The organism is Mycolicibacterium gilvum (assembly GCF_900454025.1).
GTDB lineage: Bacteria > Actinomycetota > Actinomycetes > Mycobacteriales > Mycobacteriaceae > Mycobacterium > Mycobacterium gilvum.
Genome location: NZ_UGQM01000001.1, coordinates 640,882 through 657,411, shown reverse-complemented (window position 1 = coordinate 657,411; position 16,530 = coordinate 640,882). Strand labels below are relative to the sequence as shown.

General features: G+C 68.3%; 16 protein-coding genes. 11 read left to right on the top strand and 5 right to left on the bottom strand.

What is annotated here, in order from left to right; all coding sequences use genetic code 11:
* Together DYE23_RS03065 and DYE23_RS03060 are read left to right on the top strand one after the other, a co-directional pair.
* Positions 1-888: an N-acetylglutamate synthase, CG3035 family gene (locus DYE23_RS03065; protein WP_115326468.1), complete on the top strand. Its 888-nt coding sequence runs from the start codon at positions 1-3 to the stop codon at positions 886-888.
* 5 nt (positions 889-893) lie between these two features.
* On the top strand, positions 894-1,712 hold the full coding sequence (locus DYE23_RS03060; RefSeq protein WP_115326467.1) for an exodeoxyribonuclease III: 819 nt from the start codon (positions 894-896) through the stop codon (positions 1,710-1,712).
* A 66-nt stretch (positions 1,713-1,778) separates the two neighbouring features.
* On the opposite strand, the gene DYE23_RS03055 is transcribed toward DYE23_RS03060, so the two are convergent.
* Together DYE23_RS03055 and DYE23_RS03050 are read right to left on the bottom strand one after the other, a co-directional pair.
* Positions 1,779-2,078: a hypothetical protein gene (locus tag DYE23_RS03055; protein ID WP_013470567.1), complete on the bottom strand. Its 300-nt coding sequence runs from the start codon at positions 2,076-2,078 to the stop codon at positions 1,779-1,781.
* Between the two features lie 205 nt (positions 2,079-2,283).
* Positions 2,284-3,507 carry an ISL3 family transposase gene (locus DYE23_RS03050; RefSeq protein WP_115326466.1) on the bottom strand — a complete coding sequence of 408 codons (1,224 nt, stop codon included), beginning with the start codon at positions 3,505-3,507 and terminating at the stop codon, positions 2,284-2,286.
* 167 nt (positions 3,508-3,674) lie between these two features.
* On the opposite strand from DYE23_RS03050, the gene DYE23_RS03045 reads away from it, so the two are divergent.
* The 7 genes from DYE23_RS03045 to DYE23_RS03015 all read left to right on the top strand — a co-directional run bounded on the left by DYE23_RS03045 (position 3,675) and on the right by DYE23_RS03015 (position 9,826).
* Entirely contained in the window at positions 3,675-5,243 is a 1,569-nt protein-coding gene (locus DYE23_RS03045; RefSeq protein WP_115326465.1) for an HNH endonuclease signature motif containing protein, read from the top strand.
* An 8-nt stretch (positions 5,244-5,251) separates the two neighbouring features.
* Complete coding sequence (locus DYE23_RS03040) at positions 5,252-5,632, top strand: DUF7715 family protein (RefSeq protein WP_115326464.1); 381 nt, start codon at positions 5,252-5,254, stop codon at positions 5,630-5,632.
* 160 nt (positions 5,633-5,792) lie between these two features.
* Positions 5,793-6,656 carry a bifunctional hydroxymethylpyrimidine kinase/phosphomethylpyrimidine kinase gene (gene thiD / locus DYE23_RS03035; RefSeq protein WP_115328849.1) on the top strand — a complete coding sequence of 288 codons (864 nt, stop codon included), beginning with the start codon at positions 5,793-5,795 and terminating at the stop codon, positions 6,654-6,656.
* Positions 6,653-7,285 (top strand): alpha/beta hydrolase family protein, encoded by a 633-nt coding sequence (locus DYE23_RS03030; protein WP_115326463.1) that lies wholly within the window; start codon positions 6,653-6,655, stop codon positions 7,283-7,285. Before thiD ends, DYE23_RS03030 begins: the two co-directional genes overlap by 4 nt.
* A 14-nt stretch (positions 7,286-7,299) precedes the next feature.
* The gene (locus DYE23_RS03025) at positions 7,300-8,016 is read left to right on the top strand and encodes a DUF4190 domain-containing protein (protein WP_115326462.1); all 717 of its coding nucleotides are present in this window, start codon (positions 7,300-7,302) and stop codon (positions 8,014-8,016) included.
* Positions 8,017-8,062: 46 nt separating this feature from the next.
* Positions 8,063-9,550, top strand: a complete 1,488-nt coding sequence (locus tag DYE23_RS03020; RefSeq protein WP_115326461.1) for a flavin-containing monooxygenase — start codon at positions 8,063-8,065, stop codon at positions 9,548-9,550.
* A gap of 9 nt (positions 9,551-9,559) precedes the next feature.
* Positions 9,560-9,826: a DoxX-related protein gene (locus DYE23_RS03015; RefSeq protein ID WP_115326460.1), complete on the top strand. Its 267-nt coding sequence runs from the start codon at positions 9,560-9,562 to the stop codon at positions 9,824-9,826.
* Here DYE23_RS03015 and DYE23_RS03010 read toward each other — a convergent pair.
* The gene (locus DYE23_RS03010; RefSeq protein WP_115328848.1) at positions 9,793-11,025 is read right to left on the bottom strand and encodes a TetR/AcrR family transcriptional regulator; all 1,233 of its coding nucleotides are present in this window, start codon (positions 11,023-11,025) and stop codon (positions 9,793-9,795) included. The genes DYE23_RS03015 and DYE23_RS03010 overlap by 34 nt on opposite strands.
* A gap of 46 nt (positions 11,026-11,071) precedes the next feature.
* On the opposite strand from DYE23_RS03010, the gene DYE23_RS03005 reads away from it, so the two are divergent.
* Positions 11,072-12,298: an APC family permease gene (locus DYE23_RS03005; protein ID WP_115326459.1), complete on the top strand. Its 1,227-nt coding sequence runs from the start codon at positions 11,072-11,074 to the stop codon at positions 12,296-12,298.
* Between the two features lie 7 nt (positions 12,299-12,305).
* The gene (locus tag DYE23_RS03000; RefSeq protein WP_115326458.1) at positions 12,306-13,607 is read left to right on the top strand and encodes a uracil-xanthine permease family protein; all 1,302 of its coding nucleotides are present in this window, start codon (positions 12,306-12,308) and stop codon (positions 13,605-13,607) included.
* On the opposite strand, the gene DYE23_RS02995 is transcribed toward DYE23_RS03000, so the two are convergent.
* Positions 13,561-15,027 (bottom strand): M28 family metallopeptidase, encoded by a 1,467-nt coding sequence (locus DYE23_RS02995; RefSeq protein ID WP_115326457.1) that lies wholly within the window; start codon positions 15,025-15,027, stop codon positions 13,561-13,563. The two genes, DYE23_RS03000 and DYE23_RS02995, sit on opposite strands and share 47 nt — an antisense overlap.
* Positions 15,024-16,523: a M28 family metallopeptidase gene (locus DYE23_RS02990; RefSeq protein ID WP_172527695.1), complete on the bottom strand. Its 1,500-nt coding sequence runs from the start codon at positions 16,521-16,523 to the stop codon at positions 15,024-15,026. The genes DYE23_RS02995 and DYE23_RS02990 overlap by 4 nt, the downstream gene beginning before the upstream one ends.
* Positions 16,524-16,530 lie beyond the last annotated feature (7 nt).

The following is a 16,530-nucleotide window of genomic DNA, read 5'->3' as shown; positions in this document are numbered from 1 at the left end:
GTGATCGAGCTACCTGAGATCGGGTCTCGGGTCAGCCTGCGCTACCGACTGCCGACGGATGCCGAGCGGCCGATGACCGACGTCGTCGGCCATATCGTCGACGCCGGTGCCGTGGTGCGGATCCGCACCCGCCACGGCGACGTCGTCGACGTGGACCGCGGGGACGTGCTGGCCGTGCGGGTCGTACCCGAGATGCCGGTGCGTACCGGCGAGATCCGCAACCTGGAGCACGCTGCCGCACTGGGATGGCCGGGAGTCGACCACGAGTGGCACCACGGCTGGTTGCTGCGGTCCGGCCGCGGAGCCACCCGAAGGGCCAATTCCGCAGTGCCGCTGCAGTATTCATCGTTCGCTGAGATCACAGAGGCCATCGACTGGTACGCCCGGCGGGACCTGCCGGCACTGATCTCCGCCCCCGACCGCCTGTTCCGGATACCCCAGGGCGTTCCCACCGACGCCGAAAACGTGGTCATGGCAACGGATGTCGCGCCCTCCCGGACCGTGCCGGTGTCCCCCACCCCGGATGACTCGTGGCTGCGCGTGTATCAGCGCGACGTACCGGTGGACGTGTTGACGGCAGTGATCGACGGGGAGGTCGGATTCGGCGAACTCGACGGCGCTGCCGTGGGACGCGTCGCAGTCACCGAGGCGCCGGACGGCACCCGCTGGGCGGGCCTGTCAGCCGTGCGCGTCGACGAGAGCGCCAGGCGGAGGGGTCTGGCACGAACGCTGTGCGAGGGCATGCTGACGTGGGCGCACGAGCGTGGCGCGACCCGCGCCTATGTGCAGGTGGTCACTGAGAACACCGCGGCCCGTACGCTTTACGAGTCGATGGGGTTCGTCGTGCATCACCGCTCGCGCTACGTGCGGGCGCAGGACCTACTGTAGAGCCCATGCGTCTGGCTACCTGGAACGTCAACTCGATTCGCGCCCGGGTCGACCGCGTCACCGACTGGCTTGAGCGCGCCGACGTGGATGTGCTGGCGATGCAGGAGACGAAATGCTCCGACGAGCAGTTCCCCACCATGCCATTCGCAGCGCTGGGTTACGACGTCGTGCACTGCGGCTTCAGCCAGTGGAACGGTGTCGCGATCGCGTCCAGGGTCGGCATCGACGCCGTGGAGGTCGGGTTCGAAGGTCAGCCGACATGGAGCGACAAGCCCGAGGCGGAGGCGGCCGCCGAGGCGCGGGCCCTCGGAGCGACCTGCGGCGGTGTCCGGGTGTGGAGCCTCTACGTCCCGAACGGGCGCTCCATCGATTCACCCCACTACACCTACAAGCTGAAATGGCTTGCCGCACTTCGTAACACCGCGCAGGGCTGGTTGACCGACGACCCGTCGACGCCTGTGGCCTTGGTCGGGGACTGGAACATCGCCCCGGTCGACGACGACGTCTGGGACATCTCACTGTTCTCGGAGAGCACCCACGTCACCGCTCCCGAGCGCGCCGCCTTCAACGCGATCGTCGACGCCGGGTTCACCGACGTGGTACGGCCTTTCACGCCGGGACCGGGAACCTTCACGTACTGGGACTACACGCAGCTGCGGTTCCCGAAGAACCGTGGCATGCGGATCGATTTCATCCTGGGCTCGCCCACACTGGCCGAGCTCGTGACCCATGCCGAGATCGCTCGCGACGAGCGCAAGACCGGCAAGAACCGGGTGGGCTCCCCCAGCGACCACGCACCGGTCGTCGTCGATCTGCGGACATGAGAAAGGCGCCCCCGCAGGGGCGCCTTTCTCGTTCGCCGCTCAGCGGACGTCTGCCTCATTCGCCGCTCAACGGACGTTCACGTAGTAGACGTAGCCGGTGATGGTGTTCTGGTAGGTGCGGTCGTTGGCGTAGTCCTGGACCGTGCCGCGGATCGGGGCACCGCGGTTGATGCCGACGACGGTGGCCTCGTCGAGGTCGACGTCGGCGAGCTTGTGGACGATGACCCGGTTGCCCTGGGCTTCCAGCTGGCTGATGGTGGCCTGGGCGTCGCCTCCGGTCGGGGCAGCCAGGGCCGGGGCGGAGAGCCCGAGGACCCCTGCGGTCAACGCTGCGGCGACGGCGGTGGTGATAGTGAGTTTCGACATTGTCTGCTCTTCCCTGTGTCGGGTCGGAGCCGTGGAGCGGATCGCGCGGTTTCGACTGTTTCCTGTGGTGATCTTGATGATCTGACTGCTTAAACCCGCAGTTCAGGCGGATAATTCCAATGGCAGGATTTGATCGGTCGGTGGCAGAAAGTAGTGCCCCGACCTGTCGGTCAGCCCGTCTATACTCGAACACATGTGCGACTCCTCATGTTCTTGTGGGTAGTTGAGGGTTCAGGCCGCCGAGGCAGAGGTAGATCATTGAGGTCAGGGCTTTGGCGGAGTGGTGGCCGTAGCCGCGTGCGTTGATGAGGCGGATTTTGGCGTTGATGCCTTCAATGAGGGCGTTGCTGATGCCGAGTTTGATGGTGTTGATGATGCCGTCGAAGTGCAGTTCGAGGCGGCGGGCCAGTTGAATGAGGGGACGGATGCCGCTGTCGGCCGCGCGGCGGATCCAGCGTCGGAGATACCGTGGTGCTCGTGCGGGGTGTGTAATTCGAAAGAGTTGTCGTAGTTGCTCTTTCATTCTCCAGGCGGTGCCAATGTCGTGGTTCTGTGCGGTGATGGTTTCAACGAGGTGACCGCGGGCGGAGTTGAGTCGCTCGGCGCCGGTCCTCAATGCGGTGCGGGTTTTGCGCCATTGGCCTGAGGACATGTTGAAGTCGGCTCGGTTGGTGGTCATGGCAGCGGCGAACACCTCGTCGAGCGCCCGGTTGGTCCATTGCATGACGTGGAAAGGGTCGTAACAGATCGTCGCGTCGGGCAGTTTGTCTTCGGTCGCGGAGCGAAATGCGGTAGAGCCGTCCATGGAGACTGCTTCGATGTCTGCGCGCTGCTCGTCGGTGAGCTTGTCGTAGAACGTGGTCAGCGAGTCGACGCCACGGCCGGGTTGGATATCGATGACGGTGCCGGTGGCATGGTCGCCGATGATGGTCAGGTATTTGTGCGGGTGGCGGTAGCAGATCTCGTCGACGCCGATGCGGTAGATCTCACCGAGTCGACGTTCATCGAGCAGTTCATCGACGGTGCGGTTGATGATGGCGGTGACCGTCTCCCAGGAACAGCGCAGCAACGTCGCCACCGAGGTGCGGTCGGTTCGGGTCGCTAGCCACAGCACGGTGTCCTCGAAGTCGCGGGTGTGGCGCGCCCCGGGGCGACTCCATGGGACTTCCTCGGTGCGTACTCCGCAGTTTGGGCAGCTTAATCGGCGAATGTCATAGATCAGCCACAGCCGGTGACTGGCGAGATCGAGATGCCTCCAGCGCCGCTGGCGTCGGTCATAGCCGGCACTGACGCGTTGACCGCACGGACAGTTCAGCAACCTGCTCTTGGATCGCAAGGTGACCTCGACGTCGCGGTCGCCGATGACGACCTTGTCGACCCATGCTCCAGGGATCTGGAGAAGACGGTTAAATGCAGTACTGACGCGCACGCGGATCGGTCCTCTGGTTGAGGTTGGTGTGGTAACCCCGAAACCTAGAGCCCTGCCGCGTGCGCGTCCTTCATCTCCACGCCGACACGCCCAGAGCCCTTGCGCCGCAGCATGAAATATCTTTGAACAGCAGAAAAGCGCCCACTAGAACACTAGGAGCGCCACACATGTTCGATAGTTTGGTTCCTGAGCCCGCCTCCCTGGCCGGGCTCTCGGATGCCGAACTCGTCGACGCCGCGGGCGCCGCCGCGCGCGCGGAGAACGCGGTCTGTGCCCGCAAGCTGGCCGTGATGGCCGAACTGTTCACCCGCCGGGTCGACCTGGCCCCCGAAGACCGGCTGAACTGGTGGGTCGACCCCGACGCCGCCGTGGCCGCCGAAATCGCCGCCGCAGTCACCATCACCCAGGGCCTGGCCACCCACCAGACCTACCGGGCCGTCGTCCTGCGCGACCGCCTCCCCAAAGTAGGGGCCTTGTTCCTGGCCGGGCTCCTCAGTGAACTGCTGGTCCGGGCCATCATCACCCGCACCGACCTGATCACCGACCCCGAACTCATCGCCGCCGTCGACGCCGACCTGGCCGCCGACATCCTGCACTGGGGACCACAGTCGGCCAAGAAAACCGAAGCCGCCATCGACCACATCGTCGAACGCCACGACCCCGACGCCGTGCGCCAAAGCCGTCAACACGACGTGGGCCGCACGATCGAGATCGGCAACCCCGGCGATGCGCCCGGATACACCACCGTCTGGGCGCGCATGTTCGCCGGCGACGCCGCCGCCGGACACCGCACCCTGACCACGATGGCCTACAGCGTCTGCGACAACGACCCCCGCACCCTCGACGAACGCCGCAACGACGCCCTCACCGCCCTCTTCCACGGCATCACCACCCTGGCCTGCCGCTGCGGCCACACCGACTGCGACGCCGCCACCAACCCCCGACCCCCACGCGAACTCACCGTCTACGCCCTCACCGACCAAACCACCGCGAACGCCGCGAGTGAAGAACCGCGAGGCGACGCGACCGACGCCGATGCCGGTGCCGTTGACGCGCAGCCCGCGACGCCCCCACCGAAGCCGCGCCGCTCCAAGCCCACACTCCTGCCCGGCCGTTCGGGCTACCTGTTCGGGTCCGGGTTCATGCCCGCCCCACTGTTCGACGCCCTGCTCGACGACGCCCTGCTCGACGGCGCCAAGATCCGCGAGATCATCCACCCCGGCCAGGCCGGACCCGAACCCCGCTACACCCCCTCCACCGCGCTGGCCGACTTCATCCGCTGCCGCGACCTGACCTGCCGCTTCCCCGGCTGCGACACACCGGCCACCGAGGCCGACATCGACCACACCGTCGCCCACCCCGTCGGACCCACCCACGCGTCAAACCTCAAATGCCTGTGCCGTTTTCACCACCTGCTGAAAACGTTCTGGACCGGACCCGGCGGCTGGCACGACCGCCAACACCCCGACGGCACCATCACCTGGACCAGCCCAACCGGCCACACCTACATCACCCACCCCGGCAGCCGCCTGCTCTTCCCCACCCTCTGCAAACCCACCGCCACCCTCTGGACCGGCGACCCACCCCAGGTCCCGATCCGTGAATGGCGCGGCGCCATGATGCCCCGCCGCGCGAAGACCCGCGACCACAGCCGCGCCGTCTACATCACCGCCCAGCGGCGGCGCAACGCTGCAGAACGCGCCGACGGACCACGCGGCAACGACCCACCCTTCTAGGAGAGACGATGAAAATCCTTGTGGCGACCGGCCATACACAGGGCACCCACCCTGGTGACTACCACTTCTGCATCGAGCGTGAACTCGTCTGGGTGCAGGAACCCTGCGACCGCGATCGTCGCGATCCCGAAGGTCCGTGCGGGTGCGGCCGCGGCTTCGCCGGAGCCGCTTCGCATCGAGCCACCACCACCGCGATGGTCGTGGAGTCCGCAATGACCCGCGACGATCTCGTCCTCGCGTTCGAGACCAGCCTCGGCGACGGCGGCTGGCCGGTGGCGTGGGCCGAGGACGTCGCCGACGAGAACCTGGAGATCGCCGCACGCTTACCGGCAGGAGCGATCATTACCAGGAACCTGGAACACTTCTTCGTGCGCGGTGCGCTGTTCTGAAGCGACACCGGACAGCACGTCGGCGTTCCCCGCGCCCCGCGACTGCGCTAGCGTGGCAACCGCCAACACGCGGGAGCGCACACCGAGCGCGCTGAGAGGACGGGTGGTCCCGTCGACCGTACGAACCTGACCGGGTAATGCCGGCGTAGGGAGAACCGAGATGACCCATTCCACCACCGCCACGACATCGAGCTTCCTGCCGTTGACCCCCGCCGGTCAGACCCCGCTGCGGGTGCTGACGATCGCGGGGTCCGACTCCGGTGGGGGTGCCGGAATCCAGGCCGACATGCGGACCTTCGCACTCCTCGGCGTGCACAGCCTCGTCGCCGTCACCGCCGTGACAGTGCAGAACTCCCTGGGGGTCAAGGGTTTCCACGAGATCCCGCTCGATGTCATCGCAGGCCAAATCGAGGCCGTCGCCTCCGACATCGGACTCCAGGCGGCCAAGACCGGCATGCTCGCCTCCTCCGAGATCATCGAGACCATCGCCGACACCTGGGTCGCGCAGGGCCTCTCCGGTACCGTTCCGCTGATCGTGGATCCCGTCTGCGCCTCCATGCACGGCGACCCGCTGCTGCATCCCAGCGCGCTGAATGCCCTCAAGGAGAAGCTCTTTCCGCTCGCGACCCTCGTGACACCGAATCTCGACGAGGTCGGCCTGCTTACCGGCATAGAGGTCGTCGACGAGGACTCCCAGCGCGACGCCGCCCGGGCACTGCACGCGCTCGGCCCGAAGTGGGCGCTGGTCAAGGGTGGGCACCTGCGCTCGTCGGCGCAGAGCCCCGACCTTCTGTTCGACGGCACCGACTTCCACCGGTTCGACTCCACGCGCATCGACACCACCCACGACCACGGCGCCGGTGACACCCTGGCCGCCGCCACGGCCAGCGCACTCGCACACGGCTATTCGGTGCCCGACGCGGTGGCGTTCGCCAAGCGATGGGTGACCGAATGCATCCGCTCGGCCTATCCGCTGGGCCAGGGGCACGGCCCGGTATCGGCGCTGTTCCGATTGGCCCCATGACCTCGACGAGCCCCACAGAGATCGACGCCATCGCCGGTGTGTCCCACCACCCCGACGGCACACCGCGCGGAGCAGTCGCCCTGACCCACGGGGCCGGCGGAAGCCGCGAGTCCCCGATGCTCGTGGCACTGTGCGACGAGTGGGCCCGCCGCGGGTTCCTCGCGGTGCGCTACAACCTGCCGTACCGGCGTCGACGCCCCAAGGGGCCGCCGTCGGGATCGTCGGCCGCCGATATCGCCGGCATCGTCGAGGCGGTCGCCACCGTCCGCGCCCTCGTCGACGGTCCCGTCCTCGCGGGTGGCCACTCCTACGGGGGCCGGATGACGTCCATGGCGGTCGCCGACGGCCTCGCGCTGGACGTCCTGACGCTGTTCTCCTATCCGCTGCATCCGCCCGGCAAGCCCGAGCGCGCCCGCACCGAGCACCTGCCGCGGATCACGGTCCCGACGGTCTTCACCCACGGCACCGCCGATCCGTTCGGCACCCTGGACGAGCTCCGTCCCGCCGCGGCGCTGATCGGCGCCCCCGTCGAGATCGTCGAGGTGACCGGCGCCCGCCACGACCTCGGCTCGAAGAAGCTCGACGTCCCCGCGCTCGCGGTCGACGCGGCCCTTCGCCTGCTCGGCTGAGCTATCGTCGCAGCGTGACCGTACCTCCGCCGCCAGGGCCGCCGTGGGGGCCGCCGCCGCCCTACGGCCAGCCCCAGTACGGCGAACCCCAGTACGGCCAGCCCGCGTACGGCCAGCCCTACCCGCCGCCACCGCCGCTGCCCTACCCGAACGATCCCTCGGATCCGTCCCTCGGGGAGGCCCCGAGAACCAACTGGTGGGCCATCGTCTCGCTGATCTTCGGCGTGATCGGCGGCGTTCTGATCGCCCTCGTGTGCGGTGTCGTCGGGTTGATCAAGGCCAAGCAGTACCGGAGCGGCCGCGGCATGGCCATCGCCGGCATCGTGCTGGCGGCGGTGTGGACCGTCGGCATCGCCGTCTTCCTGGTGCTCGCCGCCAACAGCGACCGGGTCACCGCCACCGACGTCAAGGTCGGTGACTGCCTCGCCGAGATCCCCGACGGGGAGCGTGTTCTGACCGTCAAGACGATCAGCTGCGAGGAACCGCACGCCGGCGAGGTCTTCGCGGTGCTGATGATGCCCGACGGCGACTTCCCGGGCCAGGCCGAGGTCGAGGCCTACCACGAGAGATGCAGTCCGGAGCTCGTCGCGTACTCGCCGCAGTCGATGCTCGACGAGTCGGTTCAGCTCTACGTCCTCTACCCCACCGCGGAGACCTGGGACAACGGCGATCGGGCTGTGACCTGCATCGCAACACTCGACCCTCCGCGCACCGGATCCATCCGGGGTTGATGCCCGGGTTTGGTGAGTTCCCCGGTACCTCGGGTACCGTCTTCGCATGACTTCGGAGCAATTCGACGCGGTCATCGTGGGTGCAGGATTCGCGGGAATCGGTGCGGCGATCCAGCTCAAGCGGTCCGGGATCGAGAACTTCGTCATCCTCGACCGCGAGGACGATCTGGGCGGAACGTGGTACGTCAACCACTATCCCGGGCTGGCCGTGGATGTGCCGACGACCACCTACTCGTACTTCTTCGAGCCGAACCCGAACTGGTCGCGGCTGTTCTCCACGGGCGATGAGATCAAGCAGTACGCCGACGACGTCGCCGACAAGTACGACGTCCGCCGCCACATCCGGTTCGGCGTCACCGTCGACGGCGCCCGTTGGGACGAGGACGCCACGCTGTGGCGGGTGAACCTCGCCGACGGCACGACGCTGTCCTCGCGGTACCTGCTGACCGCCACCGGGTTCCTGTCCCAGCCGCACATGCCCGACATCCCCGGCATCACAGAGTTCGAGGGCCGGGTCATCCACACCACCGCGTGGGACGACTCCTACGACCCGTCCGGCGAGAAGATCGCCGTCATCGGCACCGGCGCGACGGCCGTGCAACTCATCCCCGAGTTGGCGAAGAAGTCCGCCGATCTGACGGTGTTCCAGCGCACCCCGATCTGGGTGGTGCCCAAGGTCGATTTCCGCTTCTCCGAACGGGCCAAGCGGCTTTTCGCCCGGGTTCCGTTGACCCAGCGACTGATTAAGCGGTTGACCGACAGCCTCTACGAGGTCATGGTCTCGGTGGCCGTCCGCCACTACGGCACGTTCCGGGGCCGGTTCAACATCTCCGCGTCCGATCTGGCGAAGATCCACCGCTTCGTGACGATCCGCGACAAGGACCTGCGGCGCCGGCTCACGCCCGACTACGACTTCGGCTGCAAACGACCCACGTTCTCCAACAGCTACTACCGCACGTTCACGAAACCGCACGTGCACCTGCAGGACACCGGCATCGCCCGCGTCGAGGCCGACGGCATCGTCGCGGGCGACGGCACCAAGACCGTCATCGACACTCTGGTCCTGGCCACCGGTTTCGACTTGTGGGAGGCGAACTTCCCGGCCATCGAGGTCATCGGACGCAACGGCCGCAACCTCGGGAAGTGGTGGCGCGAGACCAGATTCCAGGCCTACCAGGGTGTCTCGATACCGCACTTCCCGAACTATCTGTCGCTCGCGAGCCCCTACGCCTTCATCGGGTTGAATTTCTTCAACACCATGGAATACCAGATGCGCCACATGGATCGGCTGTTCGGCGAGGTGCATCGAAGAGGCGCAACGACATTCGAGGTCACCGAGCAGGCCAATGCGGAGTTTCTCGACCGCATGACCGATCTGCTCGGAAATTCGTTGTTCACGATCGGCGACTGCGCGAGCGCCCGCTCGTACTACTTCAACCCCGCCGGGGAGCCCACCCTGTTGCGCCCCACGTCCACACAGACGGCCATCAGGGAGGCTTCCGAGTTCCCGGTCACCGACTATTCGTTCGGCTAGGCTCCGCCTGTGTCCAACGAAAACTCACGTGCCGCCACCATCGCCGGTCTCGCCCTCGCCGGCACCGGCCTCTCTCACTTCGTCGCCCCGCACCTGTACGAAGACCTCACCAAGCAGGCCTTCCCGACCGACACGCGGCAGCACGTGTACATCGACGGCGCCATCGAGACCGCTGTCGGGCTCGGCATCGCCTCACCGAAGACCCGCAAGTTCGCCCTGATCGGCCTGGCGGTCTACCTGATCTACATGCTGGGCAACGTCGCCCGTAACCGGTAGCTACCCCGCAGCGCCGCGTCCACAAGCCCTTCCACGGTGTCACGGGCCTCGTCGGACGCGGCGTAGTGCACCAGGCGTCCGACATCGATGACCAGCGCCATCGCCGCGTGCACCGCGAAGCGGGCCTCCCCGGGGGTCCAGTCCGGCCGCACCGCGGCCACCAGTTCGACCCACGATTCCACGGTCGATCGCTGCAGGTCCCGCACAATGCGCTGGTCCGACGGCGACATGTTGAGACGCTCGCTGTAGTACAGGCTCTCCATCTCGGGTTGGCCGAACGCCCGCGTCACGTACGCGTCGATCACCGCGGCCAGCGCCTCCTGCGGATCGGGCACTGTCGAGACGATCTCGGCCGTCTCCGCCGACACCCGGTCGGAGGCACGGCGGAAGATGGCCGCCAGGATGTCGTTCTTGCCCGAGAAGTACTTGTAGATGCCCGATGCCGGCATCCCGACCGCCGACGCGATCTCCTCCATGCTGGTGTCGCGGTACCCGTTGAGGTTGAACAGCCGCATCGATTCGGCCAGAAGTGCTTCGTACTTGGACGATTCCGCGGCGGACCGGATGCGTTCGGCGGCCGGTGCGGGTGTCGCCGGTGGTGCGGCGTCGGGTAGCTCGGTGGCCAGGATCGCCCGCGCGACCTGCGTCAGCACCCGGTGTATCTGTGCCGCAGGCAGTTTCGCGCGGTGGTCGACGATGCTTCCGACGATCGAGAGCACCGCGGTCGACAACGTGGAGCGCTGCCGGGCGGTCAGCTCCGGACGCAGCACGGACACGGGGGTCTGCAGGCGGTGGTGCACCGTCCGCAGCTGCTGCAGCAGCTCGGCCTGGTCGTCGCCGCGCAGGTATCGACGCTCCCACCGGTACAGGCCGCCCGAGCTTCGATTGGCCAGGGCGATGTCGATCAGCGCGGACACCAGCCGGGCGAGGACCACCTCGGGGTCGTCGCCGTCGATGCCCGCGGTGCCGTCGACGAGCTGCTGGCCGAGGTTGAGCACGGCGTCGCGGAAGAGCTCGTACTTGCCGGCGTAGTGGCGGTAGAGCGCCGCGGCCGAGATCCCCACGCGCGACGCGATCATCTCCATGCTTACGCCGTGGTAGCCGAGTTCACTGAACGCCTCCGCCGATGCGCGCGCGATCTGCGCTTTTCGGTCCTTGGGCCGACGTCGAATGCCGTTGTCCTCGGCGGAGTGCGCCACCTGGACACGATATCGTGGCGCGGTGACCCCGCCCGAGGACTCGGTGATGCGGCGACGGCTCGGCACCTTCGACACGGTCACGCTCGGTCTGGGCTCGATGATCGGCGCGGGGATCTTCGTCGCGCTCGCCCCCGCCGCGGCCGCCGCGGGCACCGGTCTACTGGTCGGACTCGCCGTCGCCGCGCTGATCGCGGTGTGCAACGCGATGTCCTCGGCACGGCTGGCCGCCCGCTATCCGGAATCGGGCGGAACCTACGTATACGGCCGCGAGCGCCTCGGACCGTTCTGGGGGCACACCGCGGGGTGGAGTTTCATCGTCGGCAAGACCGCATCGTGTGCGGCGATGGCGTTGACCGTCGGGTACTACGTGTGGCCGGCGTACGCCAACGCCGTCGCGGTCGGGTCGGTGGTCGCGCTCACCGCGGTGAGCTACGCGGGGGTGCAACGGTCGGCGACGCTGACGCGGGTGATCGTCGCGCTGGTGCTCGGCGTGCTCACGATGGTGGTGGTCGTCGTGTTCGGCTCCGGCGACGTCGACGCGTCCCGGCTCGCCCTGGGACCCGACGTCGACGCGTACGGCGTCCTGCAGGCGGCGGGTCTGCTGTTCTTCGCGTTCGCCGGGTACGCGCGGATCGCGACGCTCGGCGAGGAGGTGCGCGACCCGGCCCGCACCATCCCCCGCGCCATCGGTCTGGCGCTGGTGATCGCGCTGCTGACGTACGCGGTGGTCGCGGTCGCGGTGCTGGCCCAGCTCGGCAGCACGGGTCTGGCCACCGCCGACGCGCCGCTGGCCGACGCCGTGCGCGCCGCCGGATTCCCCGCGCTGGCACCGGTGGTCGCGGTCGGGGCGGCGCTGGCGGCCCTCGGGGCGCTGCTGGCGCTGCTGCTCGGGGTGTCGCGCACGACGCTCGCGATGGCCCGCGACCGCCACCTCCCCCACCCGCTGGCACACGTCCACCCCGGCCACGGCACCCCGCAGCGCGCCGAGGTGGCCGTCGGGGTGGTGGTCGCCGTCGTCGCGGCCGTCGTCGATGTGCGCAGCGCCATCGGTTTCTCGTCGTTCGGCGTGCTGCTGTACTACGCGGTGGCCAACGCGTCGGCGTGGACGTTGACCGCGACGCCGAGGGCTCGGCTGGTGCCGGCGGTCGGCCTGATCGGCTGCGTGGTGCTGGCGTTCACCCTTCCGCCGGTGTCGGTCCTGGCGGGCGCGGCCGTGGTGCTGGTCGGGATGTTGGCCTATACAACTGGCGGCGCCCTCCGCCGTGGTGTGTAGTTCTCCCGTGACACTCACCTGGAAGCGCGTGGATTCGACGACGGACCCGGATTTCGTGGTCGCGCCCGACGAGCGGCTGAGCTGGCCGAGCACACTCGGCCTGGGCGCCCAGCACGTCGTCGCGATGTTCGGCGCGACGTTCCTGGTGCCGGTGCTCACCGGCTTTCCGCCCGCGACGACGCTGCTGTTCTCCGGCGTCGGCACGATCCTGTTCCTGCTGATCACCGGGAACCGGCTGCCGAGCTACCTCGGGTCGAGCTTCTCGGTCATCGCCCCGGTCACCGCGGCGACGGCGTCACACGGCACAGGGAGTGCGCTGGGCGGGATCATCGCCGTCGGCGTGCTTCTCATCATCATCGGCGCTGTCGTGCATGTGGCCGGCACGCGCTGGATCGACATCACCCTCCCTCCCGTCGTGACGGGCGCGATCGTCGCGCTGATCGGGTTCAATCTCGCGCCGGCGGCGAAGAACAACTTCGAGCAGGGGCCGCTGCTCGGGTTCGTGACGTTGGTGCTGCTGGTCGTGGTGCTCGCGGCGTTCCGCGGCCTTCTCGGGCGGCTGGCGATCTTCGTCGCCGTCGCGGCCGGTTACCTGCTGGCGGTCTTCCTGGGGGAGGTCGACACCTCCGGCATCGCGGCCGCGGCGTGGATCGGTCTGCCCGACTTCCAGGCGCCGACGTTCACGCTGTCGGTGCTGCCGCTGTTCCTTCCGGCGGTCGTCGCGCTGGTCGCGGAGAACATCGGTCACGTGAAGTCCGTCGGCCAGATGACCAAACGGGACATGGACCCGCTCACCGGCCGTGCGCTGGCGGCCGACGGCGTCGCGACGACACTGGCCGGGTTCGGCGGCGGATCGGCGACGACGACCTACGCCGAGAACATCGGCGTGATGGCCGCGACCCGCGTGTACTCGACGGCGCCGTACTGGATCGCCGCGTTCGTCGCGATCGTGTTGTCGTTGTGCCCCAAGGTCGGTGCGGTCATCGCCGCCATCCCGGCCGGGGTGCTCGGCGGAGCGACCGTGGTGCTCTACGGCCTGGTCGGCATCATCGGCATCCGCATCTGGCTGACCAACCACGTCGACTTCTCCAAGCCGGTCAATCAGATGACCGCGGCGATCCCCCTGGTCATCGGGATCGCCGACTTCACTTGGAGCGCAGGCAGTCTGACGTTCACCGGGATCGCGCTGGGGTCGATCGCCGCGCTGCTGATCTACCACGGAATGCGGCTGCTGGGCTTCCGGCCGGGTCGCGAGCGACCCTCTACGGTGTACGCCGATCCCGCCGGTCCCGCTCCGGAACCCCGTTGACACCGTCGAGGGCGTCGGCATACGTGCCGACGGCGAAGGCCGCCGACGATGCCATCCGCCCGAGTGCCGTGCGGTCCACGTTGTCGATGTCGTCGCGTCGCGTGTGGTAGTTCGGGTCGAACGGCACACCGGCTTCGCCGCCCCACAACCGGGCCTGCACCTCGGTCTTGCGCTGGGACGACCCCGTGGTGAGCCCGCCGACCGGGATGCCCGCAGCCAGGAACGGTGCGTAGTCGGTGGTGCGCATCAGGGGGATGTCGGCCGGGCGCACACCGGCCAGCAGCAGACTGCCGGCGAGTGTCCGCTCGATTCCGGCCGAACCTTCGGGAGCGACAACGAAATCGGGCTCCATCTGGGTGGACTGGTCGCCGTCGTCGGTGAAGTAGCCGGCGTTGATCGAGCCCAGCATGTCGAAGTTCAGGTACAGCGCGATGTCGTTGAGCTGATCACGCTCCAGCGAGCGCAGATACGCCTTCGAACCGTCCAGTGAGATCTCTTCGGCGCCCCAGAACGCGAAGCGCACCGCGTTGGCGGTCTGCGGCTGCGCACCGAGTTGCAGCGCGGTCTCCAGCACCGCGGCCACGCCGGAGCCGTTGTCGTTGATACCCGGACCGGACGCCGCGCTGTCGAGGTGGGCGCCGACCATCACGATGTTGCCGGGGTCGCCGGTTCTGGTCTGCGCGATGACGTTTCGCGACGTGGTCATCACCGGCTTGTTGTCGAGCACCAGCGTGACGGGTGCCTCCGTGCGGCGCAGCGCCGCGTCCGCGGTCGGGTCGATCACGCCGACGGGCACCGTCAGGTCGTTGTAGTAGCCGGGGGTGAACAACGTCGGCGGAGCGCCCACCGGCCGCGACGGCGTGGCCGCGCTGACGACGAGCACGCCGACCGCGCCTTCCCCGACGGCCACCCGCTGCTTCTGGACGACCGAACAACCGCTGTCGTCGACCACCGCGATCGCCTTGTCGACCGACACCTCGCGGTAGTCGGCGGCGGTGCAGCCGGCCGGTCTGCGCGGCCGCAGCGTGATAGCCCTGAGCCCGCCGGGCGGTGTGGTGATCTTCAGCGACGCCTGCTCGACGCGGAAGCCCCGACCGGCCACCGTCAGCGCGGGCGCACCGCCGCGAGAACCCGACAATCTCTCGAACTCCGGTGTCTGCACGTCGAATCCCTTGTCGCGCAGCGCTTGTGCCACGTAGTCGACGCTGGCTTGATATCCCGGTGAGCCGTCGGCACGGTTCCCGTCATGGGCGTCGGCGATCTCCTGCAGTGTGACCAGATGGCCGTAGACGTTGTCGATCACCACCCGTTTCGCGAGCTCCGGACCCCAGTCCGGCGCCGGCGGAGACTCGGCCGGGGCGCACCCCGCGATCGACACGGCGAGCGCGAGGAACGCGGCGGCGTACCGTCGGATGTTCACGGGCCGGTCAACTGGTGCCGGGTGCGGTCCTCACGCACCGGAATGCCGTTGCGGCCGCGCTGATCCTGCGCGTACAGCCCGGCTGCGTAGGCGACCCCCCTGCCGTGGATCTGCAACGCCGTACGGTCGATGTGCTCCAGGGTGTCGGAGGCCTTGTGGTAGTTGGGGTCGAAGGGCTGGTCCGCCTCACCGCCCCACAGCTCCGCCTCCTCAGAGGACATCTTCGCCTCCGCCCCCGAGAAGAGCCCGCCGGCGGGCACCCCGGCCTTGGTGAACGCGTCGTAGTCGGACCTGCCGTCGAACGAGGTGTCCCGGGCTGGTTTTCCGGCCCGGTCGAGGTATGCGGCCAGCGTGCGTTCGATGCCGGCCGACCCCTCGGGCACCCGCGGCACGCCGATCCGCGGATCCGGCGCCGTCGACTGGTTGCCGTCATAGGTGAAGTATCCCGGGTTCGGCGAACCGAGCATGTCGAAATTGAGGTACAGCGCAATGTCCTTCAGCGTCTCGGTGTCGAGGGTGCCGACGTAGTTGTTCGAACCACGCAGCCCGTCCTCCTCTGCGCCCCAGAACGCGAACCGCACGGCGTTGGCCACCTCGGGTGCGCCACCGAGCTGCACCGCGGTCTCCAGAATCGCGGCCACCCCGGAGCCGTTGTCGTTGATCCCCGGGCCCTCGGAAACGCTGTCGAGGTGGGCGCCGAGCATCACCACGTCGGCCGTCGAACCCGTTGTGGTCTGGGCGATCACGTTCTGCGTCCGTTCGACGCGCACGCCCGCGTTGAGGTTGAGCACGGCGGGTGCACCGGGCTCCCGGCGCAACTGCTCACCGGCTTCCCTGGTGACGCCGACGACCGGGATCTTGACGTCGGTGTCGCCACCGAGGGTCCCGCCGCCGAACTCGTCACCGTCCTCGTTGTTGGCCACGATCAGGGCCACCGCTCCGCGTTCCGCCGCGATCGCCTGTTTGCCGCCGAACGGGCAGGAACCGCGGTCGACGAGGACGATCGCACCGTCGACCGGCAGACCGTCGTAGTCGTCCGCGGTGCAGCCCGGGGTGTCCTCGGACTTCGCGACCACGATCGGTCCGGAGACCCCGTCGCCGTCGGTGCCGATCGTGTACATCATCGGCCGTGCCTCGACCTTGTTGCCCGCAACCGTCAGAGACGGTTCGTCGGCCCACGGGATCTTCACGACGAAGTCCTGCGTATCGACGTCGAATCCCTTGTCCCGCAGGATATCGGCGACGTAGTCGACGCTCTCCCGGTATCCGGGGCTGCCCAGCGCGCGGTTGCCGCCGTTGGCGTCGGCGATCTCCTGCAGTCTGGTCAGGTGGGTCATCATCGCGTCGGCGGTGACCTTGCCCGACAGTTCGTCGGCGAATTCTCCTGCCGGGGTCGGGTCCGGCTGCGGCTGGGGGGCCGGGGCGGTCTCACGTCCGCAGCCGGCGACGGCCAGTACGGCGACGGCCAGCACAGCCGCAACTCTTCTCCGGGTCACGGCCACC